15 protein-coding genes and 13 pseudogenes are annotated in these 21,613 nt (G+C 48.5%); 17 read left to right on the plus strand and 11 right to left on the minus strand.

Annotated elements, in window-relative coordinates; genetic code table 11:
• Nucleotides 1-119 precede the first annotated feature (119 nt).
• The 7 genes and pseudogenes from CXB77_RS20265 to ftsY form a co-directional block, all read right to left on the minus strand.
• A pseudogene (locus CXB77_RS20265) lies at nt 120-658 on the minus strand (IS1 family transposase); the annotation flags it as partial.
• A pseudogene (locus CXB77_RS05775) lies at nt 570-1,629 on the minus strand (IS481 family transposase). The pseudogenes CXB77_RS20265 and CXB77_RS05775, both read right to left, overlap by 89 nt.
• 229 nt (nt 1,630-1,858) lie before the next feature.
• A complete protein-coding gene (locus CXB77_RS19120; protein ID WP_146108631.1) occupies nt 1,859-1,963 on the minus strand; it encodes an SMR family transporter in 105 nt (34 codons plus the stop codon).
• Nucleotides 1,964-2,070: 107 nt separating this feature from the next.
• Nucleotides 2,071-2,514: a cell division protein FtsX gene (locus CXB77_RS21305; protein ID WP_242445481.1), complete on the minus strand. Its 444-nt coding sequence runs from the start codon at nt 2,512-2,514 to the stop codon at nt 2,071-2,073.
• Nucleotides 2,515-2,534: 20 nt separating this feature from the next.
• The gene (locus CXB77_RS21310) at nt 2,535-3,035 is read right to left on the minus strand and encodes a cell division protein FtsX (protein ID WP_242445482.1); all 501 of its coding nucleotides are present in this window, start codon (nt 3,033-3,035) and stop codon (nt 2,535-2,537) included.
• Nucleotides 3,036-3,038: 3 nt separating this feature from the next.
• A pseudogene (gene ftsE, locus CXB77_RS05785) lies at nt 3,039-3,706 on the minus strand (cell division ATP-binding protein FtsE).
• A 12-nt stretch (nt 3,707-3,718) separates the two neighbouring features.
• Nucleotides 3,719-4,668 (minus strand): annotated as a pseudogene (gene ftsY, locus CXB77_RS05790) (signal recognition particle-docking protein FtsY).
• On the opposite strand from ftsY, the gene CXB77_RS21315 reads away from it, so the two are divergent.
• Both CXB77_RS21315 and CXB77_RS05795 read left to right on the plus strand, forming a co-directional pair.
• The gene (locus CXB77_RS21315) at nt 4,667-4,996 is read left to right on the plus strand and encodes a hypothetical protein (protein ID WP_242445483.1); all 330 of its coding nucleotides are present in this window, start codon (nt 4,667-4,669) and stop codon (nt 4,994-4,996) included. The pseudogene ftsY and the gene CXB77_RS21315 overlap by 2 nt on opposite strands.
• A gap of 444 nt (nt 4,997-5,440) precedes the next feature.
• Nucleotides 5,441-5,590 (plus strand): YgaP-like transmembrane domain, encoded by a 150-nt coding sequence (locus CXB77_RS05795; protein ID WP_347338061.1) that lies wholly within the window; start codon nt 5,441-5,443, stop codon nt 5,588-5,590.
• A 69-nt stretch (nt 5,591-5,659) separates the two neighbouring features.
• Here the strand turns inward: CXB77_RS05795 and CXB77_RS05800 are convergent.
• Together CXB77_RS05800 and CXB77_RS19595 are read right to left on the minus strand one after the other, a co-directional pair.
• A pseudogene (locus CXB77_RS05800) lies at nt 5,660-6,195 on the minus strand (TIGR00645 family protein).
• A 28-nt stretch (nt 6,196-6,223) separates the two neighbouring features.
• Nucleotides 6,224-6,376 (minus strand): hypothetical protein, encoded by a 153-nt coding sequence (locus CXB77_RS19595; protein ID WP_172452558.1) that lies wholly within the window; start codon nt 6,374-6,376, stop codon nt 6,224-6,226.
• Between the two features lie 46 nt (nt 6,377-6,422).
• On the opposite strand from CXB77_RS19595, the pseudogene CXB77_RS05805 reads away from it, so the two are divergent.
• Nucleotides 6,423-8,058 (plus strand): annotated as a pseudogene (locus CXB77_RS05805) (tetrathionate reductase family octaheme c-type cytochrome).
• Nucleotides 8,058-8,707, plus strand: a pseudogene (locus CXB77_RS05810) (cytochrome b/b6 domain-containing protein). The pseudogenes CXB77_RS05805 and CXB77_RS05810 overlap by 1 nt, the downstream one beginning before the upstream one ends.
• A gap of 113 nt (nt 8,708-8,820) precedes the next feature.
• Here the strand turns inward: CXB77_RS05810 and ubiT are convergent.
• Together ubiT and metK are read right to left on the minus strand one after the other, a co-directional pair.
• Nucleotides 8,821-9,284 (minus strand): annotated as a pseudogene (gene ubiT / locus CXB77_RS05815) (ubiquinone anaerobic biosynthesis accessory factor UbiT).
• Between the two features lie 199 nt (nt 9,285-9,483).
• Nucleotides 9,484-10,673, minus strand: a pseudogene (gene metK, locus CXB77_RS05820) (methionine adenosyltransferase).
• A 166-nt stretch (nt 10,674-10,839) separates the two neighbouring features.
• Between metK and CXB77_RS05825 the strand changes: the two are divergent.
• From CXB77_RS05825 to CXB77_RS05875, 13 genes and pseudogenes are all read left to right on the plus strand, one after another.
• Nucleotides 10,840-11,397, plus strand: coding sequence for a thioredoxin family protein (locus CXB77_RS05825; RefSeq protein WP_105072486.1), 558 nt, complete (start codon nt 10,840-10,842; stop codon nt 11,395-11,397).
• Between the two features lie 379 nt (nt 11,398-11,776).
• Nucleotides 11,777-13,780 (plus strand): annotated as a pseudogene (gene tkt / locus CXB77_RS05830) (transketolase).
• A 96-nt stretch (nt 13,781-13,876) separates the two neighbouring features.
• Nucleotides 13,877-14,876: pseudogene (gene gap / locus CXB77_RS05835) on the plus strand (type I glyceraldehyde-3-phosphate dehydrogenase).
• Nucleotides 14,877-14,956: 80 nt separating this feature from the next.
• Nucleotides 14,957-15,184 (plus strand): DUF2283 domain-containing protein, encoded by a 228-nt coding sequence (locus CXB77_RS05840; protein ID WP_105073164.1) that lies wholly within the window; start codon nt 14,957-14,959, stop codon nt 15,182-15,184.
• A gap of 23 nt (nt 15,185-15,207) precedes the next feature.
• The gene (locus CXB77_RS05845; protein WP_105073165.1) at nt 15,208-15,495 is read left to right on the plus strand and encodes a DUF2442 domain-containing protein; all 288 of its coding nucleotides are present in this window, start codon (nt 15,208-15,210) and stop codon (nt 15,493-15,495) included.
• 152 nt (nt 15,496-15,647) lie between these two features.
• Nucleotides 15,648-16,257: pseudogene (locus tag CXB77_RS19600) on the plus strand (DNA-methyltransferase).
• An 80-nt stretch (nt 16,258-16,337) separates the two neighbouring features.
• Nucleotides 16,338-17,519, plus strand: a complete 1,182-nt coding sequence (locus CXB77_RS05855) for a phosphoglycerate kinase (protein WP_105073166.1) — start codon at nt 16,338-16,340, stop codon at nt 17,517-17,519.
• 51 nt (nt 17,520-17,570) lie between these two features.
• Nucleotides 17,571-18,089, plus strand: a complete 519-nt coding sequence (locus CXB77_RS22945; protein WP_277949356.1) for a pyruvate kinase — start codon at nt 17,571-17,573, stop codon at nt 18,087-18,089.
• Nucleotides 18,090-18,256: 167 nt separating this feature from the next.
• On the plus strand, nt 18,257-18,364 hold the full coding sequence (locus CXB77_RS22950; RefSeq protein ID WP_277949358.1) for a pyruvate kinase: 108 nt from the start codon (nt 18,257-18,259) through the stop codon (nt 18,362-18,364).
• Nucleotides 18,315-19,013: a pyruvate kinase gene (locus CXB77_RS22955; RefSeq protein ID WP_277949357.1), complete on the plus strand. Its 699-nt coding sequence runs from the start codon at nt 18,315-18,317 to the stop codon at nt 19,011-19,013. The genes CXB77_RS22950 and CXB77_RS22955 overlap by 50 nt, the downstream gene beginning before the upstream one ends.
• 79 nt (nt 19,014-19,092) lie before the next feature.
• Nucleotides 19,093-20,156: pseudogene (fba, locus tag CXB77_RS05865) on the plus strand (class II fructose-bisphosphate aldolase).
• Between the two features lie 113 nt (nt 20,157-20,269).
• Nucleotides 20,270-21,352 carry a GAF domain-containing protein gene (locus CXB77_RS05870; RefSeq protein WP_105073167.1) on the plus strand — a complete coding sequence of 361 codons (1,083 nt, stop codon included), beginning with the start codon at nt 20,270-20,272 and terminating at the stop codon, nt 21,350-21,352.
• Nucleotides 21,345-21,613, plus strand: a 269-nt coding sequence (locus CXB77_RS05875; protein ID WP_146108728.1) for a PAS domain-containing protein, incomplete at its 3' end; no start/stop codon positions are given. The genes CXB77_RS05870 and CXB77_RS05875, both read left to right, overlap by 8 nt.

Below are 21,613 nucleotides of genomic sequence, written 5' to 3' on the forward strand. Positions count from 1 at the left end.
CGCAGTGCTGAAACGGTTATTGCCGACGTCTGCATTGGATTGGGTGGTGACTTGGGTGTCACGCGGCGGAAAAGGTTGATTTTCGGTAGTGATCCTATTGATAGGGTAGATTTGCGAATTTACCTATTTTTTCTGGTTGATAGCGTTGCATTATAGTGAATGTATGAAATAAATTGCTCCGATATGGTTGGTAAGTTTTTTTAGAAAATGATAGGGTTTTTCTTACTAATCGAGAGATACGCTGCCGAAACGTACAGTTCAATCGCTCAATATGATTTGTTCGTCCACTTTCTTTGCCGACAGCACGATGGCGTTTCGATGGAAATATCATTCCATAAGCTGCCCAAAAATCGGTATAACTTATTGCGCATTGGCGATAAACAGGAGGCAAAGAATTCCATAATCCACGTGCAGATTTTTCACTTCTATCTCCAATGTAAGCGCCAACAATTTCACGTGTGCGAGTATCGATCGCCAACCAAAGCCATTGTTTATTCTTGAGTTTATGTACAAATGACCACATTTCATCACACTCAATCGTGAGTCGTCCCCGGCGCTTTTTACTCACTTCAACGTGACGTGGAACTGATTCGTATTTTTTGTTTACATAGCGTTGTAGCCAAGATTTTGAGATGCCAACGATTCGAGTAATAGCGGCTGTCAAGACCCGAGAGATTGTAACCTGTTTTTTGAAGCGTTCAGGTTCCTTCTGTTGCCAGTTTTTCAACGCTTGCACCGGTGACACATGTCCAAGGGCTTTTTGGGGTATCTGATGGTTATACATCCGCACATAATGGTGTAGCGTTTCCTCTAAATTCTTTGCAGAATCAAAGCGCGTCGTCGCCACCACCTCGGCAATCCGTCCGTTAAATCGCTCGACCATGCGTTCGTTTGCGGATGCGAGGGCGGAATTAGGCGATGCTCAATCTGGTGTTCTTTACAAACTAAATCAAAGCGATGACGACCAGTCGGTTCGCGTTCACCGGTAGCGCAGAAACGATCCGTGAATTCCTTGCCGTTATCGGTCAACACCTTGTCAATCTTAAATGCGGCAGCGGCAATCACTTCCTTGAGAAACGCGCTGGCGTTGGCGGCAGTTTTCTGAGCAAAAACCTTGGCATAGACCCAACGCGTTGCCCGATCAATGGCGACAAAGAGGTAGCGATGGGCTTGTTCATCCGGCATTTTGGGGAGGTATTTAATATCAATGTGGATAAAACCGGGCGCGTAATCTTTGAACTTTTTAGGTGGTTTTTTCGCACCGTCTTCTTTTGGAATCAATTCCTTAAGGTTAGAGACGTGGTGGCGACGTAAGCAACGCTGTAACCCTGAGCGCGACACATCGGGGTTAAAGCATGTGCGGAGCACGACCAATAAGTCATCGATGGGTAGCAACAACGTCGTGCGCAACTCCACGGCGATCAATTCTTCCAATGGTTTCAAAGTGGTATGTAGATAATGCGGACAATGAGACGCATCGTCAGTGGTCTCGCGGTGACGCCATTTGCGCACCGTCGCTCGATTCAGATGATATTCGCGGGCGAGTTCACGCTCAGATTTAGTGGAATGTTGCAGTTCACGCCGGATCGCGGGAGTTGTGCGGGCATTTTTGTGTAAATTCAAGTTTATAGCATCAATTCTCCTCTGAGTGCCCAACCGATTAGCGATGTAGGGCGCGGGTGGTGAATGTCCGTGATGACGCCTTGCAAAGCCTCTCGTGCTAAAAATAGTGGGTAGCTGCGTTGCGGAATATAATCATACGGTTCCTGACAGTTAGAGCACGAAGTGTTTTTTTCGTGCCTTGGTAGATACACCCGACAACGCCGGTTACGGATCAAGTTGTCGCAGTTAACGAAAGTTAAGAAAAATGTATCGGTTTGGTCAATCCATCAGAAAGTTTCATGAACGTTGTGCCCACGACTTCCAGCGCGATGGCGCCTGCCAGAAAAAACCAGTGTTGCATGATCTGCCTCGTGTCTTGATTTTGCGATATTTCAATCGTTTACATAAAAAACGCCCCAATTGATGAGGCGTTGTAGCAACCGTTGCGCAAACTGCTCGTGGTGACATCTAACTCGGCTCTGCGCCGCGCAGATGACGATTGACGGCAACCCAACTGCCGATTAAACCCAGCGAAATACTGCTGGCGAGAACGATGAACGTCGCCGTAACACCCAGCCCCGCCAGCTCAAAATCGCTGCGATACAGACTTGCCAACCGCGACACTGGAGGTTGCAGCAGCACCAGCGCCAGCGTCACCAGCAACCACGCCGTTAATCCGCCCAAGAGTCCATACCACGCACCAGCGTATAAAAACGGACGTCGAATAAATGCGGCAGTCGCACCAACCAACTCCATGATTTCGATCTCGATGCAGCGATTGAGAATTTCTAACCGAATCGTGTTACCGATAATCAACAGTACCCCGATTCCAAGCAGCACACCGAGCAGCAAAACGCCGACCTGAATTAAATCCAAAATTGCCTGAAACCGTTGCAACCACACCGTATCCATCCGCGCAAAATCAGCTTCTTTCAGTTTAACAGCTTGTCTTGCATCACTTCTAATTGTTCTGGCGTGGAATAGCCCGGCTGCGGATAAATCGCCAGCACCACCGGCAACGGATTGTTTTTCAACTGTTCCAGCGCCTCCTCAAATCCGCCGAGCGCCCGAAATTCATCTAACGCACTTTCGCGGGTGATGACCTGCACCTGCGCGATTTCTGGCAATTTGCGCAAACGGTCGGCAAGATTATTCGCTGCTGCATCATCAACGTCGTATTGCAAAAACAGCGAAATCGCTGCTGTTTGATCCCAGCCGCCCGCCAGCGTCCGCAAATTATCCGCCAGCACATACAACGCTCCCGGCAGCGCCAGCGAAATGCCAATCACCGCCACCGTCATTCCGGTCGGCAGCGGCGTATCCAACAACCGCCCCAGCGTCGCCAGCGCACTTTGCACATGCTGGTTTAACCAGATCGCGAATTGATCAGCGAGATTGGGCAGACGGCGACGGCGGAAACGCGGTTTCAGCATGATTTACCAGCCACGAGTGTCGTTGATTAAGCGCCCGTCGCCGAGCGTGAAAGTGCGGTGGTGCATATTTTTACTAACGCCAGATCGTGGGTTGCAATCAGCAGCGTGACGCCAACATATTGAAACCGCTCGAATAGCTGAAAAATCTCTTTCGACAGTTCTGGGTCGAGATTGCCGGTCGGTTCATCCGCCAGCAGCACCGGCGGACGCCCGACCACTGCGCGAGCGATGCCCACGCGCTGCTGCTCGCCGCCAGAAAGTGCGACCGGAATCGCCCGCTCGCGTTTGAGCAATCCGACTTGATCGAGCGCCGCACGAACGCGCCGCCCGACTTCTTTGTGCGGTAATCCGGCGACCACCAGCGGCAGCGCCACGTTGTCAAAGACGCTGCGGTCCGGCAGCAGCCGATGGTCTTGAAAAATCATGCCCACTTCGCGGCGGTGATAGGGAATTTGCGCCTGCGGCAGCGTCGCCAAATCGCGCCCGTTGACCAGAATTTGCCCGCGAGTTGGACGCTCCAACAGTCCGATTAAACGCAGCAACGTGCTTTTGCCTGCGCCGGAATGCCCAGTCAAAAACGCCATTTCGCCGACTTTCATCTCGAAACTGATGTTGGTGAGCGCCTCGCCGCGTTCGGGATAACGCTTGAAAACGTGCTCAAACAGAATCACGCGCTGGCGCTCCTAGCCCAGCAGGGCATTGACGAATTCATCGGCATCAAACGGGCGCAGATCATCGATGATTCGCCCACGCCAATGAATCGAATCGGCAGCTGCAACCGTTCGGCAATCGCAAATAAAATGCCGCCTTTTGCCGTGCCATCGAGTTTGGTCAGGGTGATGCCGGTCAAACCAACGGCGCGATGAAAATGCTCGGCTTGGTTAATCGCGTTTTGCCCGGTGGTCGCGTCCACCACCAGCATCACTTCGTGCGGCGCTTCGGGATCAATTTTCTTCAGCACCCGTGCGACCTTGCTCAATTCGTCCATCAAATTGGTTTTGGTATGCAGTCGCCCGGCAGTGTCGGCAATCAGCACATCCACGCCGCGAGCGGTCGCAGCTTGCAGCGCATCGAAAATCACCGAAGCGGAATCTGCGCCGGTGTGCTGGGCAATCACCGGAATCTGATTGCGCTCGCCCCACGCTTCCAATTGTTCCACTGCCGCAGCGCGGAAAGTGTCACCGGCAGCGAGCATCACGGTGTTGCCCTCGGCTTGCAGCCGTTTGGCGAGTTTGCCGATGGTCGTGGTTTTACCTGCGCCATTGACGCCAACCATCAGAATCACTTGCGGTTTACCGGGCGCAGGCTGGCGCACCGGCTGCTCGGCAGTCAGCAGCAATTCACGCAAATCGGCTTTCAGCGCCAGCAACAATGCCTGCGGATCGGCGAGCGTTTTGCGTTTCACCCGCTCGGTCAAATCAGCAATGATCCGCGCCGTTGCCGTCACGCCGACATCGGCAGTAATCAGCAGCGTTTCCAGCTCCTCCATCAATTCATCGTCGATGCGTTTGCGCCCGAGAAACAGCGTGCCGAGACCGTCGCCCAAATTGGAGCGGGAACGCGCCAGCCGCTCGCGCAATCGGGATAAAACACCGCGTTTGGGTTCGTCATCAGTTTCCGGCGCAGCAACGATGTTGACTGGCGGCGGTAATGGCGCAGGTTGTGGTGGTGCTGGCGCGATGGCAGCAGGTGGAGCGATTTCGTCGGTGGGTTCAGTTTCAGCTTTGGATTTGAACCACTTTTTGCCGAACCATGGCTTTTTGGGTGCGGGTTCAGCAGCGATGGCATTTTCGATTGCTGCTTCGGTGAGTGCTGGCTCGGCATCAGCGGCATCCGCTTTGGATTTGAACCACTTTTTGCCAAACCACGAGTCAGATTCGGCGTCTCTGGTTCAGCATCTGCTGGCTCTGGGCGAGTCGAGACGACAACGGAGGAATCAGGCGCTTTGCCTTTTTTTCTAAATTCAAACATAGGTGCTCAGATTCAGGACGTTAGCGAATTAACGATTGAACCATGCTACCAGATCGTGATTTGTATCGTCTTTCCTGTTCCGAAAATCTAGGCGTTACGCAGTTGAAAAAATTGCCAGTGCTCAGTGGCATGGCGTTTCGTACTGACAACAGACAACTTTTAAATTCGCCTTAATCCAATACGACAAAGATTAAAACGTGCACTTAAAAAGCGATTTCTGAGTCCTATCTACTGCTAAATTGTCGTAACGACGCATTCAATACAACAAGGAGTGAAACGACCAAACGCAGCAATGCAAAATAACAAGGATTTATCACGGCGATTCGCGTACACTCAAACCGCGTGGTTAACCACCATGCAGCTAACATTCACTCAAAATGAAAGAGAAATCAAAAACATGAATATGCCTAAGAATATCGGTGAGACGGATCGGAATGTGCGTTTTGCGGCGGTGCAGCAGTGATTTGTTTGGGTTGATCACGCACGACTGGCTGGGTTTGCTCGGTCTGGTGTTGGTTGGGACTGCGTATTTACGGAGCTGCCCTGCTTATACACTGATCAACTTTGACACCAACAAAAAGTAACGTATTTCGTTTTTAGAGATGATGATACGCCGCACTAATGCGGCGTTTTTTATGGTTAAAAATCGCCATTTAATGCGATGAATCTTTGACCTCATGGCTACTAGGTGGGCGATGTGATGCAAAAGCAATGCGATCTAAAAAACCCATGAGCAGCGCCGAAACCACAAAGGTTAAATGAATGATCACATACCACATCAGTTTATCATTTGGCACCTGCGGGATATTCACAAATTCTTGCAATAAGTGAATTGAAGAAATCGCCACAATTGATGCAGCAATCTTGAGTTTTAGCGTTCCCGAATCCATTTTACCTAGCCAATCTAATTGATCGTCGCCTTCGCGTACATCAATCCGTGAAACGAAGTTTTCATAACCCGAAAACATCACCATCACTACTAAACTGGCAACCAATGAAAGATCAATGAGTGCCAGCACGACTAACACCATATCAGATTCACCAATTTCCAAAATGTGGCTAAATAGGTGATAAATTCTTGAAAAAGACGGAAAGCCAACGCAACGAGCGTCAATGACAATCCGAGATAAATCGGCGCTAGTAGCCAGCGGCTGGCATAAAGCAAACGTTCAATGATTTGTTCTAGCACATCAGTTCTCCAAATAAAAAGCTCAGTTTTAATTCACGGATAACGCAAGTTTCCGAATCACGATCAGGCGCGTCAAGCGCGGCATCTTGTCGATTTGCCGCTGCGCTTGCCGCAAATCATGGAAATTGTGATTGATTCCTTGCAGGATGATCCAGCTTTGATGCGCAATTGGCGAGCGCAAATGCCCTGATCGCCTTGGTTTTATGATTTCAATTGGAGCGTGTTTTATGCGATCTACCATCGGAATCCTCTTAGCATTGCTAGGATTATTCGCAGTGACTTCAATCCCAGCGACGGATAATTGGCCGACACCTCCAGCGACAGTGGAGCCAGTGCCAGCACAAATTTCCGGTCCGCTAACTGGCGGGACAGCAGATCACAGTAAATTTGAAGCGTTAAAAAAACCATTTGCTTCAGGACCAGAAGTGACTAAAGCCTGTCTCAGTTGCCATACTGAAACAGGCAAGCATTTTATGAAAAACATCCATTGGACATGGGAATGGCGCAATCCAGAAACTGGTCAACTTTTGGGTAAAAAACATCTTATTAACAACTTCTGCACCAATGCACGTGGGAATGAAGGCATGTGCGCCCAGTGTCATGCAGGTTATGGTTGGAAAGATGAAAGTTTTGACTTCACTAATGAAAATAACATTGATTGTTTAGTCTGCCATGAAACCACCGGCACCTATTATAAAATGCCGAATAATGCCGGTAGTCCAGCCTGTACAGTCATGTTTGAAGGTAAACCTCCAATTGATTTAGCACTGGTTGCGCAAAGCGTTAATTTGCCGCAGCGCGCCAATTGCGGCACTTGTCATTTTAATGGCGGTGGCGGCGATAACGTTAAACATGGTGATCTTTCTTCAGCATTAAAAAGTCCGACGCGTCAATTGGATGTGCACATGGGCGTCGATGGTTTAAACTTTGCCTGCACTGCCTGTCATGTCACCAAACAACATATTTGGGCCGGAAGTCGTTATCAATTAGAAGCCAAGGATCACAATGGGATTGGTAAACCAGGGCAGCGCCGCGATGTCGCAACCTGCGAATCTTGTCATGGTCTTGAACCACATCCTGTTGATTCTCTTGCCGCTTTCAAACGTAACGATCACATTTCTAGCTTGCTTGTCAGACCTGCCATATTCCTGAATTTGCGCGTGGTGGTATTGCAACCATTACTGATTGGGATTGGCGCACTGCGGGTAAAACACGCAATGGTGAAGGCTACCATGAACACGGTTATACGCAAGGAATGGCGAGCATCGTTATACCTATAAATCAATTAAAGGCACATTCACTTATGGTGAAAATTTAGTGCCCTTATACCGTTGGTTTAATGGTCAAATGCAATACACCACAATTGATACCAAGTTCGATGTCACCAAACCAGTTGCGATCAATGATTTTACTGGTTCGCGTGATGATGGTCGTTCGCGTATTTGGCCATTTAAACAAATGCGCACATGGATGCCCGCCGATATTGGTAATGGTACCTTGGTTTATAGCCATTTGTGGGGAGAAGATACCGATTCTTATTGGGGTAATTACGATATGGGAAAAGCCATTGCACATGGCATGAAAGAATTCGGTTTGCCTTATTCCGGTCAATTCGGTTTTGTCGAAACGCTGTCCTATTGGCCAATTACACACATGGTTGCGCCCAAAGAAAATGCGTTAACCTGCGAAAACTGCCATTCTAAAAATGGGCGGTTAAATGGCGTCGAAGGTCTTTACTTACCCGGGCGCGATCAAAATTACTGGGTTGATTTAATTGGTGTGATTGCCGTGCTTGGCACTGTATTAGCCATTATTAGTCACGCTTTAATTCGCATTTTCTCATCGAAAGGAGCACAACACTGATGGCTACTCGTCGCGTCAGAATTTTCACGCTCTTTGAACGTTTTTGGCACTGGTCACAAATGTGCTAATTATGTTCTTAATGTTCACTGGATTTGGTGTGCATGGCTTCCACCATATACTCAACTTTGAACATGCCGTCACTTTACATACGCTCGCTGCGTTTGCGTTGCTCTTATTGTGGGCATTCAGTATTTTCTGGTTGTTTACCACGCAATTGGCGGCATTTCATTCCAACAGTGAAAGGCATGTGGGGTGTATTGCGCTTTTATATTCTCGGCATTTTCAAAGGTGAACATCATCCTTATCGCAAGGCATTTTGGCGCAAACACAATCCCTTGCAGGCGCTCACCTATTTAATGCTCAAGATCGTCTTATTCCCGTTAATTTGGGATCAGGATTGATTTATTTGTTCTACTTTGTGTGGCGCGATATTCCTCATGCAACGCAATTGTTGGATGGAGTGGCGTTGGTGCATACCGGCGCAGCATTTACCATTCTTACTTTTGTGTTAATTCATGTGTATATGTTAACCACTGGTCATTCATTCCGCGCTCATGTTATGCCGATGATTGACGGGTTTGACGAAGTGGATTTAACACCAGAAGAAGAGGCTTATTTACAAAATGATGAGCCAGAAAACATTCGTTAGATAGCGCGTTTTTGAGTGCATGAAAAAGCCGATCATGGTGCATCTTACTGACCACGATCGGCTTTTTTCAATTAGATGTTGCAACGAAGTTACGTTGCTTTTATCCATTAAAATTAACTCCCTGGAAACCGCATATTTGCGATTCGATCTAGTGCTCGCGTTAACGGTTGCCAGCGTGCTGGTGGTTCAAACGCATCAAAAAAGTTCTTCAAATATAAGCCCAGTTCGGTGTCACCTGACATGCGTAAACGCCGCTGAAAAAATAGTGTATCTGCGTCCTCACGACGCGCTGCCAGCAATAAAAATTCCGCAATCCACCGGAAATACTCGCATCTGCTGGCGCATCATTGCCGTAACCTTGAATATGCCCATTCGTCAATCCCAACAAATAGCGCACACCAATATCATCAATTTCAATCGCTACGCGGCGACCTTGTAAAAAATCCAGTTCGCCTTCAACGATTGCTTCTTTCATTACCTGATTGAGCATTGTTGCCAGTGCATGGCTGTGCATTACACCCGGCACTAAACGCAGTGGAAAAGTCAATGGATACAATACATTTGGAAGATTAGGCATCAGTATTCTCAATCAAAATGGTCAATGGAATATGATAATTTTCTACTCTATTTCAGATTGACACAAGTAAATAAAACGCATCATATATTTTGTGATGAATTGAGAGATTTACTTAAAGGATGAAGATTTGTATTTGAATAGGTTAAAAGTAGTAACGTTCGCTAAACCCCGTATTTGGGGTTTAGCGATGCTGGTTTAATTACAGACCAGCAGCAGCACGCAACATCTCCGCTTTATCGGTACGTTCCCAAGTAAAGCCCGGTTCGGTACGACCAAAATGACCATAGGCAGCAGTATCCTGATATTTAATCAGGTCGCGGTTAGTTAAATCGAGCATTTGCATAATGCCATAGGGACGCAAATCGAAATGCGCACGAATGAGTTCAATAATACGTTCTTCACTCACTTTTGCAGTGCCAAACGTCTCAATAGAAACCGAGGTCGGTTCCGCAACGCCAATGGCATAGGACACCTGAATTTCGCATTTATCTGCGAGACCTGCGGCAACGATATTTTTCGCCACATAACGCCCAGCATAGGCAGCGGAGCGATCTACTTTTGAGGGGTCTTTACCAGAGAATGCACCGCCACCATGACGCGCCATTCCGCCATAGGTATCCACAATGATCTTGCGCCCAGTTAATCCGCAATCACCCACTGGACCACCAATCACAAATTTACCTGTTGGATTGATATGATAGCGCGTGTTGCTATTCAGCCAGCCGGTGCTAGTTAATACCGGTTTAATAATCTCTTCCATCACGCCTTCATGCAGATCGCGTTCACTTACTGTATCGCTATGCTGCGTCGATAAAACCACCGCATCAATGCGACTGGTTTGCCATCGCTATAACGAATGGTGATCTGTGATTTGGCATCGGGACGCAGCCAAGGCAGAGTGCCGTTTTTGCGCACTTCTGCTTGACGTTTGACTAAACGATGCGCGTAATCAATTGGCGCTGGCATTAATAGATCGGTCTCGTTGGTGGCATAACCAAACATCAACCCTTGATCGCCAGCACCCTGCGCTTCTTCGGTTGCTCGATCCACACCCTGATTGATGTCTTTTGATTGTTCGCCGAGTGCAATCAATACGCCGCAGTTATTGCCATCAAAACCAACATCTGAATTGTCATAGCCGATGTCTTTCACGACTCGCCGCACGACTTTTTCATAGTCAATTTTGAGATTGGCATCGGTGACAGTGATTTCGCCAGCCAGCATGACAAAGCCGGTTTTCACCAGCGTTTCACAGGCGACTCGCGCCTTGGCATGATTGGGATCGCGCCGATAAATCTCGTCGAGAACTGCATCAGAAATCTGATCCGCCATTTTATCGGGATGACCTTCGGAAACAGATTCGGAAGTGAAAATATAATCCTTGCTCATAGTTGTTCGGTAGCCTGATCGCAACGCTATGCAGCGTGGTTGAAAGAACGATCTATGATAACGACTTGCTGGGTGTTAGGAATGTGCAAAATTGCGTTCGGTTACAAGAATCACTCAACCAGCCTCGACTTCATTTTTTCACTAACGCATTCATTTGGAGGAATTTATGGCTGCTCTCGAAACTCCAGCGTGCGACTTTGGTCAAGCTGCACCGGATTTTTCACTACTCGGGATTGATGGCAAAACGTGGTCTCGGGCTGACTGCGTCGGCGAGCGCGGACTGCTGGTAATGTTTATTTGCAACCATTGTCCCTGCGTCAAAGCGATACGGGAGCGGATTGTCCGCGAGGCGCGGGAGTTGGCGACGCTCGGCATTGGCTGCGTGGCGATCATGTCGAACGATCCGCAGGATTATCCTGAAGATTCGTTCGAGAACATGCAGCGCATTGCGGCCGAATTTGATTTTCCATTTCCATATTTATTCGATGAAAGTCAGGAAGTTGCTCGTGCTTATGGCGCAGTGTGTACGCCGGATTTCTTCGGCTACAACGCTGACCTCGCGCTGCAATATCGGGGGCGGTTTGATGCCAGTCGCACCGAAACCGCACCGCCAGAAGTGCGCCGCGATCTGTTTGAAGCAATGAAACAGGTCGCCGAAACCGGCAGCGGTCCCGCCGAGCAAATTCCCAGCATCGGCTGTTCGATCAAGTGGCGCAGTGCTTAAAGCTGCCAGTTCAGTCAAGGCGCGAGTACACGAAGATTAGTGCGGCGCTAATATAAGCAACTGATAAAATAGCTTGTGCTGGTATCAGTTTGTTTGAATTCCGAATGACGGGTTTTTAGCTCAAAATGCGCATCTTTTGAGCGTGTTATCGTTTCGCACCAGCATTTGCGCAAAATGACGCGGCTGCATCATTAACATTGCGCATGATCAATCAAGAATTCTATTGTGCAATGCACAATAGGGTTTTTATAAAAATCAGCCACTTGTGTTTCCAATCGCGTAAAATTGCAACTTGGTTATTGTCTCGTCTCAAAACCTGCTGCCGCTGGTCACGGTCAGTCAGTTTTGATTTTTTTTCATCACTCTCAGGAGGGGCTTCATGTCCTCACGCAAAGAACTCGCCAATGCTGTCCGTGCTCTGGCAATGGACGCGGTGCAACAGGCTAATTCCGGTCATCCGGGCGCACCGATGGGCATGGCGGACATCGCCGAAGTGTTGTGGAACGATTTTATGCGCCACAACCCGACCAACCCGCAGTGGGCTGATCGTGACCGCTTTGTGCTGTCCAACGGTCACGGCTCCATGCTGATTTATGCGCTGCTGCATCTCACCGGCTACGAGTTAAGCCTCGAGGATTTGAAGCAATTTCGCCAGTTGCATTCCAAAACGCCCGGCCATCCCGAATATGGCTACGCGCCCGGCGTGGAAACCACCACCGGCCCGCTGGGGCAGGGCATCACCAACGCCGTCGGCATGGCGCTGGCAGAACACGCGCTGGCCAATCAATTCAATAAGCCCGATCACAGCATCGTTGACCACAACACCTACGTTTTTCTCGGCGACGGCTGTTTGATGGAAGGCATTTCCCATGAAGCCTGCTCGCTGGCTGGCGCGTTGGGTTTGGGCAAGTTGGTTGCGATTTACGACGACAACAACATTTCGATTGACGGCGAAGTGCGCGGTCACGGCACCACGCCCGGCTGGTTCCTCGATAACACGCCGCAGCGGTTTGAAGCCTACGGCTGGCATGTGATTCCGAAGGTTGACGGGCACGATGCAGCGGCAGTCAAAGCGGCGATTGAGCAGGCTCGCGCCGTCACCGATAAACCGAGTTTGATTTGCTGCCAGACCATCATCGGCTACGGCTCGCCCAACAAGCAGGGCAAAGAAGAATGTCACGGCGCAGCACTCGGCGATGCTGAAATTGCGTTGACCCGCGCCAACCTCGGCTGGAACCACGCGCCGTTTGTGATTCCAGAGAATGTCGCGCAGGGCTGGGATGCGAAAGCACGCGGCGCAGCGGCTGAAACGGCGTGGAACGACAAGTTTGCCGCCTACGCTGCCGCTTATCCGGCGGAAGCTGCGGAATTCAAGCGCCGCATGGCGGGCGATTTGCCAGCCGATTGGGAAGCACAAGCTGGCGCATTTGTGCAGTCAGTGATTGATAAAGGCGAAACCATCGCCTCGCGCAAAGCCTCGCAGAATGCGTTGAATGGATTTGGTCCATTGCTGCCGAATTACTCGGCGGTTCTGCGGATTTAGCCGGTTCCAATTTAACGTTATGGAGCGGCTGCAAAGGCGTTGGTAAAGGCAGCGAGGCTGGCAATTACGTTTATTACGGCGTGCGTGAATTCGGCATGTCGGCAATGATGAACGGCATTTCGCTGCATGGCGGTTTTATTCCTTATGGCGCAACCTTTTTAATGTTTTCCGAATACGCTCGAATGCGTTACGCATGGCAGCGTTAATGAAAGTGCCGTCGATTTTTGTGTACACGCACGATTCAATTGGTTTAGGCGAAGATGGCCCAACGCATCAACCCGTTGAACAGATTCCAACGCTGCGCATGATTCCAAACATGAGCGTTTGGCGTCCGTGTGATGCAGTGGAATCAGCAGTTTCGTGGAAACTCGCAATTGAGCGCAAAACCGGTCCGAGTTGTTTAATTTTCTCGCGGCAAAATCTCGCCCACATGCCGCGCACGGCAACGCAAATTGCCGATATTGCGCGGGGCGGTTATGTATTGCGTGATTGTGCTGGCACTCCCGATGCAATCATTATTGCCACCGGTTCCGAAGTGGAATTGGCAATGAAAGCTGCCGATGCCATGAGCGATAAACAAATCCGCGTGGTATCAATGCCCTGCACCAATGCGTTTGATGCGCAAGATGCCGCCTATAAAGAAGCCGTATTGCCAAAGCAGTGACGGCGCGGGTTGCAGTTGAAGCCGCAGTGACTGATGGCTGGTGGAAATATGTTGGCACCCAAGGCGCGATACTCGGTGTTGATCGCTTTGGTGAATCCGCACCGGCTGGCGCATTATTCAAAGAGTTTGGCTTTACCGTTGAGAATCTGGTCGCCGTTGTAAAAGGCGTGCTCTAAATTCCAGACTCGTGTTTATGACATCAATCAAATTTGTTCACGCAAGTTTGATTGATTTTTTCATCTGTTTTTCATTCCATTTAGGAGCTTGACCGCATGACACTTAAAGTTGGCATCAATGGGTTTGGTCGGATTGGTCGCATGGCGTTTCGTGCAATTGCCAAGGATTTCCCCGGAATTGAAGTTGTTGGCATTAACGACCTGCTCGACCCTGACTATTTAGCCTATATGCTGAAATACGATTCAGTACACGGCAATTTCAACGGTGACATCGCTGTTGATGGCAACACCATGATCGTGAATGGCAAATCCATTCGTTTAACGGCAGAACGCGATCCTGCCAATTTGAAATGGGACGAGATTGGCGCAGAATTGGTGATTGAATGCACCGGCTTCTTTCTTGATGAACCTTCCTGCCAGAAACATATTCAGGCTGGAGCGAAGAAAGTGGTGCAATCTGCGCCGTCGAAAGACGCCACGCCGATGTTTGTTTATGGCGTGAATCACAATACCTACGCCGGTCAAGCGATTGTTTCCGCTGCATCCTGCACCACCAATTGCTTGGCACCAGTTGCGAAAGTTCTGAATGACAATTGGGGATTAAGCGCGGCTTGATGACCACCGTTCACGCCGCAACTGCGACGCAAAAAACTGTCGATGGTCCATCAATGAAAGATTGGCGCGGCGGTCGTGGTATTTTAGAAAACATCATTCCGTCTTCTACTGGCGCAGCGAAGGCAGTGGGCGTGGTATTGCCGGAATTGAATAAGAAGCTGACCGGCATGGCGTTTCGTGTTCCCACGTCTGATGTTTCCGTCGTTGATTTGACGGTTGAATTGAATAAAGAAGCGGATTACGCCGACATTTGCAAGGCAATGAAAGCTGCTTCTGAGACGGGCGATTTGGCTGGCGTGTTGGCATATACCGATGAAAAGGTGGTTTCCACTGATTTTCGTGGTAAATCAACGCCGTCGATTTTCGATGCCGAGGCTGGCATTGCATTAGATAAGACCTTTGTGAAGGTTGTCGCTGGTATGACAACGAATACGGCTACACTTGCAACATGCTGCGCATGGTTGAGCACGTTGCCAAGTAAGTTGTTTGCATAAAAATGAGTAGAGCAGCGATTAAAAATTCTTGTTTTTTGCTGCTCTGCTCATTGAATTGAGCTAACTAATGAACGTTCAATATGACCAAGAAATAGATGCTTTATATTTAAGGTTCAGTGATCAAGTACCAGAAGGCGTTATTGAAATGGCTGAAGGTGTCAATCTTGATACGACGGCGGAAGGAAAAATCACTGGCATTGAGATTTTGCAAGCCTCTGAGAAGTTGAATGTTGATACAATACTTTCTTATGTTCTGGAACTAGATCAAGATGTGTTCAATAAAAAAGTTGCGTAAAATTTATAAATGATAAATACCATATGTTAGAGATCAAGAAAGCAGATTACCTTGGTGAGTATAAAATTAATCTTCTGTTCAATAATGATAAATCTGGACAGGTCAATCTAAAAGAGTTAATTTTTGATGATCAAAGAAAAACTTTTTCAAAGTTAAAAGTTCTTTCGGCGTTTAAGAATTTCCGCGTAGAGCATGGCACTTTAATTTGGTCTGATGCGCTTGATTTAGCTGTTGAATATCTTTTTTATCTTGCTTTTAAGGATGAACCAGATTTGCAAGAACAGTTCAAAACGTGGGGTTATATTGCTTGAATGTCAGTGAGTCAGTTATAAAAGCCTCAGATTTTCAAGACCAGTTTCTATGCGGCGATTGCCTTACTGTGATGCAATCAATGCCAGATGAATCTGTCGATTTAGTTGTCACTTCGCCGCCGTATAATCTTAAAAATTCAACGGGCAACGGCATGAAAGATGGTCGTGGCGGCAAATGGTCAAATGCGAGTCTGATTCATGGTTATTCGCACTATCACGATAATATGCCCCACGATGAATATGCGGCATGGCAACGCGCCTGTCTTACTGAGATGTTCCGTTTAATTAAAAATAACGGCGCTATTTTTTATAATCACAAATGGCGCGTGCAAGCAGGTTTGTTGCAAGACAGGCAAGATATTGTTTCCGGCTTTCCAGTGCGGCAAATTATCATCTGGAAAAGAAAAGGCGGTATCAATTTTAATAAAGGATATTTTTTGCCAACTTACGAAGTGATTTATTTGATTTGTAAACCAGAGTTTGAACTGGCGCAAGGTGCAAATGCTCAGGGTGACATCTGGGAATTTATGCAAGAAATGAAGAACGAACATCCTGCTCCTTTCCCAGTTGCTTTAATTGAAAGAGTAATTAGCAGCACAAAATGCACAAATAATTCTTGATCCATTTATGGGCAGCGGTACAACTGCTGTTGCAGCTAAGAAATTGGGGCGTCATTTTATTGGCATTGAAATTTCTCCAGAATATATTGAGCTTGCTAAAAAACGGTTGAAAGATTTTTCATCTATGTCACTGCTTTTCTAAAAACGCAACTAAAGGTAATGCCCAAGGTTTCGCGGATTGCTTTTACAACAACATGGCCACACCCAAGAGGAAATACCATCGTGTCATTCATTAAACTCACCGATCTTGATCTGACTGGCAAGCGTGTTTTAATTCGTTCTGACCTCAATGTGCCTATTAAAAACGGCAAGGTTACTTCCGATGCGCGAATTACTGCATCCATGCCAACTTTTGAGCACTGCATTAAAGCCGGTGCGAAAGTGATGGTGATGTCGCATTTAGGTCGTCCAGAAGAAGGCGTTTTCTCAGAAGAAGATTCGCTTAAACCCGTAGCAGATGTGCTCAGTGCTAAGATGGGAAGTGAAATTCGTTTAATTCGAGATTACCTTGATAATCCGCCAGATGTGGCTGATGGCGAATTAGTATTGCTGGATAACGTGCGTTTCAATAAAGGCGAAGGCAAGGATAACGAAGCGTTGTCGAAGCAATACGCTGCGCTGTGCGATGTATTCGTAATGGATGCGTTTGGTACTGCACATCGGGCGCAGGCTTCAACGCATGGCGCAGGTAAATTTGCACCGACTGCGTGTGCTGGTTTGCTATTGGCTGAAGAATTGGATGCGTTGCAAAAGGCGCTGGCAAATCCTGCTCGCCCAATGGTTGCTATTGTTGGTGGCTCGAAAGTTTCAACCAAATTGACGGTATTAGAAGCCCTATCAGAAAAGGTTGACCAGATGGTCGTTGGTGGCGGTATTGCGAATACTTTTCTCGCAGCTTCTGGTTTTCCGGTCGGCAAATCATTATGTGAACACGATTTAATTCCAACTGCCAAGGCGTTAATGGAAAAAATGACGGCGCGGGGCGCGACTATTCCTATTGCAGTTGATGTGGTGTGCGGCAAGCAATTCAATGAAAATGAACCTGCAATCATTAAAGCTGCTGCTGATGTTACAGAAGACGATATGATTTTTGATATTGGTCCGCAATCCGCGCAGGAATTGGCTGACATCATTGCTAAAGCCGGAACAATTGTGTGGAATGGACCGGTTGGCGTATTCGAATTCGATCAATTCGGTGCGGGTACAAAAACCGTTTCAATGGCAATTGCAAATGCCGCTGGTTTTAGTCTCGCGGGTGGCGGCGACACCATTGCTGCAATTCAGAAATACGATATTTATGACAAGGTGTCCTACATTTCCACAGCTGGCGGTGCGTTCCTTGAATATTTGGAAGGAAAAACATTGCCTGCAGTAGCGATGCTCGAAGAACGCGCAAAGAGTTGATTGCATTCAGGTGCGTTGGTATAGCCGGCGCCCGCTAACGGAAAATTAATCATGCCAAGACGTACCAAAATTGTCGCAACGCTCGGTCCAGCGACGGATGATCCGGCAGTTATGGACAACTTCATCGCAGCAGGCGTCGATGTGGTTCGTCTCAATTTGTCGCATGACAGCCACGCTCGCCATCGTGAACGCGCCGAACGTTTTCGTGAACGGGGGCTCGCCATCAATCACGAAGTAGCAGTGTTAATGGATTTGCAAGGGCCGAAAATTCGTATTGGCAAATTCACTGAAGGCAACATTGAACTTGCGCTCGGTGCGAATTTTGCGATTGATACCGCCTGTGCAATTGATGCTGGCGACAGTTTACAAAGTTGGCACTACTATATTGAACTTGCGAATGATGTTGTTATTGGCGATACACTATTACTTGATGATGGTGCAATTGAATTAAAGGTGATTGCGGTCGCCAATGGTCGTATTGATTGCACTGTGGTTGTCGGTGGAACGCTGTCGAATAACAAAGGCATCAATAAAAAAGGTGGCGGATTGTCCTGCGCCAGCCTTAACTGATAAAGATAAGGATGATATTCGTTTTGCGGCTGAAATCGACGCGGATTATTTGCGGTCTCTTTCGTGCGCAATGGCGATGATGTGCGGCTGGCGCGAGAATTATTTATGCTGCCGGTGGACGCGGTGGAATCATTGCCAAGATTGAACGTGCCGAAGCACTCAATCAAATTGATGACATCATTAACGCTTCCGATGCCATTATGGTTGCTCGCGGAGATTTAGGCGTTGAAATTGGCGATGCGGAATTGCCAGCAGTGCAAAAAACGATTGATTAGTCGCGCACGAGAATTGAATAGTGTTGTGATTACTGCGACACAGATGATGCAGTCGATGATTGAGCATCCAATTCCAACTCGCGCTGAAGTATTCGATGTTGCCAATGCAGTGCTCGATGGTACTGATGCAGTGATGTTATCGGCAGAAAGTTCGATTGGGCGCTATCCGGTCAAGGTTGTAGAAGCATTGGATCGTATTTGCATCGAAGCGGAAAAAGGCACGACACGCTCTGGACATCGGCTTGATTCAGTATTCGGTCGTGTGGATGAAGCCATTGCAATGGCAGCGATGTATACCGCCAATCATTTGGGCGTCAAAGCAATTGCCGCATTAACCGAAACTGGTTCCACAGTGAAATGGATGTCGCGTATTCGCTCCGGCATTCCTATTTATGCGATGACGCGATTCGCACCGACGCGCCGCAAAGTGAAATTGTTTCGCGGCGCGTATCCGGTGAGCTTCGATGTAGCAAGTACCGACATGCACGAAGTGAATTATGAAGTGATTGAAGAATTGCTGCGGCGAGGCACGGTGCGCAATGGTGATTTGGTCATCATTACTAAAGGCGACCGTTCTGGCGTGGAAGGGCAAACCAACATTATGAAGATTATGCGTGTTGGTGAGCATCGCTTATTGAATGAAGATTGAACGTTTTTGGTAAAAATAATGTTATCTCCAATTGGAGAATAACCACTGATTGATTCATCCACCAACGAGGAAAAATTGCATGGCTTTAATTTCAATGCGTCAAATGCTTGATCATGCCGCTGAATACGGTTATGGCGTTCCTGCGTATAACGTGAATAACATGGAACAGATGCGCGCCATTATGGAAGCGGCTGATGAAACCGATTCTCCAGTGATTGTGCAAGCGTCTGCTGGCGCTCGCAAATACGCTGGCGCACCGTTTCTGCGCCATTTAATTTTGGCCGCAATTGAAGAGTGGCCGCATATTCCGGTGTGTATGCACCAAGATCATGGCACTTCGCCAGCAATTTGCCAACGTTCTATTCAATTGGGCTTTTCATCAGTCATGATGGATGGTTCGCTCGGCGTCGATGGTAAAACTCCAACGACTTATGAATACAACGTGGAAGTCACCCGCCGCGTGGTTGAATTGGCGCACGATTGCGGCGTATCGGTTGAGGGTGAATTGGGCTGCCTTGGTTCATTAGAAACTGGAGGCTGGCGAAGAAGATGGCGTTGGTGCAGAAGGCACTTTAGATCACAGTCAATTATTGACTGATCCTGAAGAAGCAGCAGATTTCGTAAAGAAAACTGGCGTGGATGCGCTGGCAATTGCAATTGGAACCAGTCATGGCGCGTATAAATTTACGCGTCCGCCCACTGGCGACATTTTGGCGATTAACCGGATTAAAGAAATCCACGCTCGTATTCCCGCCACGCATTTGGTAATGCACGGTTCATCATCAGTTCCGCAGGATTGGTTGGCGATTATCAATCAATACGGCGGCGCAATGGGTGAGACCTATGGCGTTCCGGTTGAGGAAATCGTTGAGGGCAATTAAACACGGTGTGCGCAAGGTCAACATTGATACCGATTTGCGCATGTCATCCACTGGCGCGATTCGCAAGTTCTTGGCGGATAACCCAAAAGAATTCGATCCACGCAAGTATTTCATTGCTGCAACCAAAGCAATGAAAGGCATTTGCAAGGCGCGTTATGAAGCCTTTGGTACTGCGGGCAATGCCAGCAAGATGACCGCGCTGTCATTAGAAGTGATGACCAATCGCTACATCAAAGGCGAACTTGATCCCAAGATCAACTAATCGCTTTCATCGTTAATTAAACGATAAGCACGGGGCGCAACAGCGCCCCTTTTTGTTATAGTCGGTTGATAATTCAAATATCCGCTGCTGCATTACCGACAAATCACCTTCCCATGACTCCTGAAATCGCTGCAACTCACCCACTCGTGCATGAATTCACCGAGACACTTGCGGTGTGCGGTAAATTGCTTGATGCACTGTATTTAGTTATTCGCACGACCAGCAGCTTGGGCATTCCGCGAGCGGCGCTCTGTCTGCCTGATCCGGCAATTGACGATAAATTGGTGGTGCGATTGTCGCTGGGCATGGCGGGTGCGAGTAACAAGGTGTTAGCGCCCAGTGCGCCCGGAACGGTTGCGGCGTTTCAGGCTTACACCAGCGGGCATACGCTGTGGGTGAAAAACTACGCCGCCAGCAGTTATCAAGCGACTGATTTGGAAGAGTATTTGCGTATCAGCGGCGCGGTGCACATTCCTCTTAGCGCGGCAGCAGACCATTTCCCATTGACCAGTGGATTGCTGATTGCGGTTCCACGCATCTTTGACGACACCACGCCAGCAGTAATTGCGGTTTTAGAGCACATTTGCCGTATTTTTGCGGAACATCTGCCGCGTCTTGCGCCAATTCCCGCATTTCCAGAGCGTAAAACTGCTGAACAACTGCCGTGGCAAACTGAATTATTTACTGCGTTACACGCCTGCCTGAATACCTCAAACATCGAAGAACTGTCGCATTTAACGCTCGATCACTGCCGCACTCTGACCGGCAGCGAGTTTGGATTTGTCGGTTATCGTGATCCCGCTACTGGTTTTCTCGTCACACCGACCATGACCCGCAACATCTTTGCGCAGTGTCAAGTTGCAGGAAAAACTGTGGTTTTTGAAAAGCCTAGCGGTTTGGGTGGCTGGGTGCTCGACAACCGTTTTCCCATTATTGCCAATGACCCATTTTCACATCCGGCGAGTGTTGGCACTCCGCCCGGACATTTACCGATTCGCAAATTCATGGGTGTGCCTTGTGTTTCGCAAGGGCAATTGATGGGCATGATTGCGCTCGCCAATAAAGACAGCGATTACAACCACCAAGACCTCAGCATCGTTCAGGCATTTGCGGATATTTACGGCGCAGCAGTAGCGCGATTTCTATCGGAGCGCGAGTTGGTGGAATCGCGCAATCGTTTGATTTCACTTGTATGAAAATGCGCCATGCGGTTATCACACCATCACTCCAGACGGACGCATCATCGAAATGAACGAGACGGCGCTGGCGCTGCTCGGACGCACCCGCAAGGACACATTGATCAACTCAACGTCAATGACGCTGCTCACCACGAAAGGGCAGGCGCTGTTAGCCGAACAAATTCAGGCGCTTAAACGTGGCGCCGCCGCACCGATTGAACTGCATTTCACCCGCACTGACGGCAGTCGGCTGCCAGTGCTGCATTCCGTGACTCAGAT

Origin of the sequence: Chromatium okenii, from assembly GCF_002958735.1 — a bacterium.
Classification (GTDB): Bacteria; Pseudomonadota; Gammaproteobacteria; order Chromatiales; family Chromatiaceae; genus Chromatium; species Chromatium okenii_A.

Coding starts and splice junctions, on each gene's coding strand:
- CXB77_RS19120 (WP_146108631.1), bottom strand. CDS start 1,963: ATGCAACACTGGTTTTTTCTGGCAGGCGCCATCGCGCTGGAAGTCGTG.
- CXB77_RS21305 (WP_242445481.1), bottom strand. CDS start 2,514: ATGGATACGGTGTGGTTGCAACGGTTTCAGGCAATTTTGGATTTAATT.
- CXB77_RS21310 (WP_242445482.1), bottom strand. CDS start 3,035: ATGCTGAAACCGCGTTTCCGCCGTCGCCGTCTGCCCAATCTCGCTGAT.
- CXB77_RS21315 (WP_242445483.1), top strand. CDS start 4,667: ATGTTGACTGGCGGCGGTAATGGCGCAGGTTGTGGTGGTGCTGGCGCG.
- CXB77_RS05795 (WP_347338061.1), top strand. CDS start 5,441: ATGTGCGTTTTGCGGCGGTGCAGCAGTGATTTGTTTGGGTTGATCACG.
- CXB77_RS05825 (WP_105072486.1), top strand. CDS start 10,840: ATGGCTGCTCTCGAAACTCCAGCGTGCGACTTTGGTCAAGCTGCACCG.
- CXB77_RS05840 (WP_105073164.1), top strand. CDS start 14,957: ATGAACGTTCAATATGACCAAGAAATAGATGCTTTATATTTAAGGTTC.
- CXB77_RS05845 (WP_105073165.1), top strand. CDS start 15,208: ATGTTAGAGATCAAGAAAGCAGATTACCTTGGTGAGTATAAAATTAAT.
- CXB77_RS22945 (WP_277949356.1), top strand. CDS start 17,571: ATGCCAAGACGTACCAAAATTGTCGCAACGCTCGGTCCAGCGACGGAT.
- CXB77_RS05870 (WP_105073167.1), top strand. CDS start 20,270: ATGACTCCTGAAATCGCTGCAACTCACCCACTCGTGCATGAATTCACC.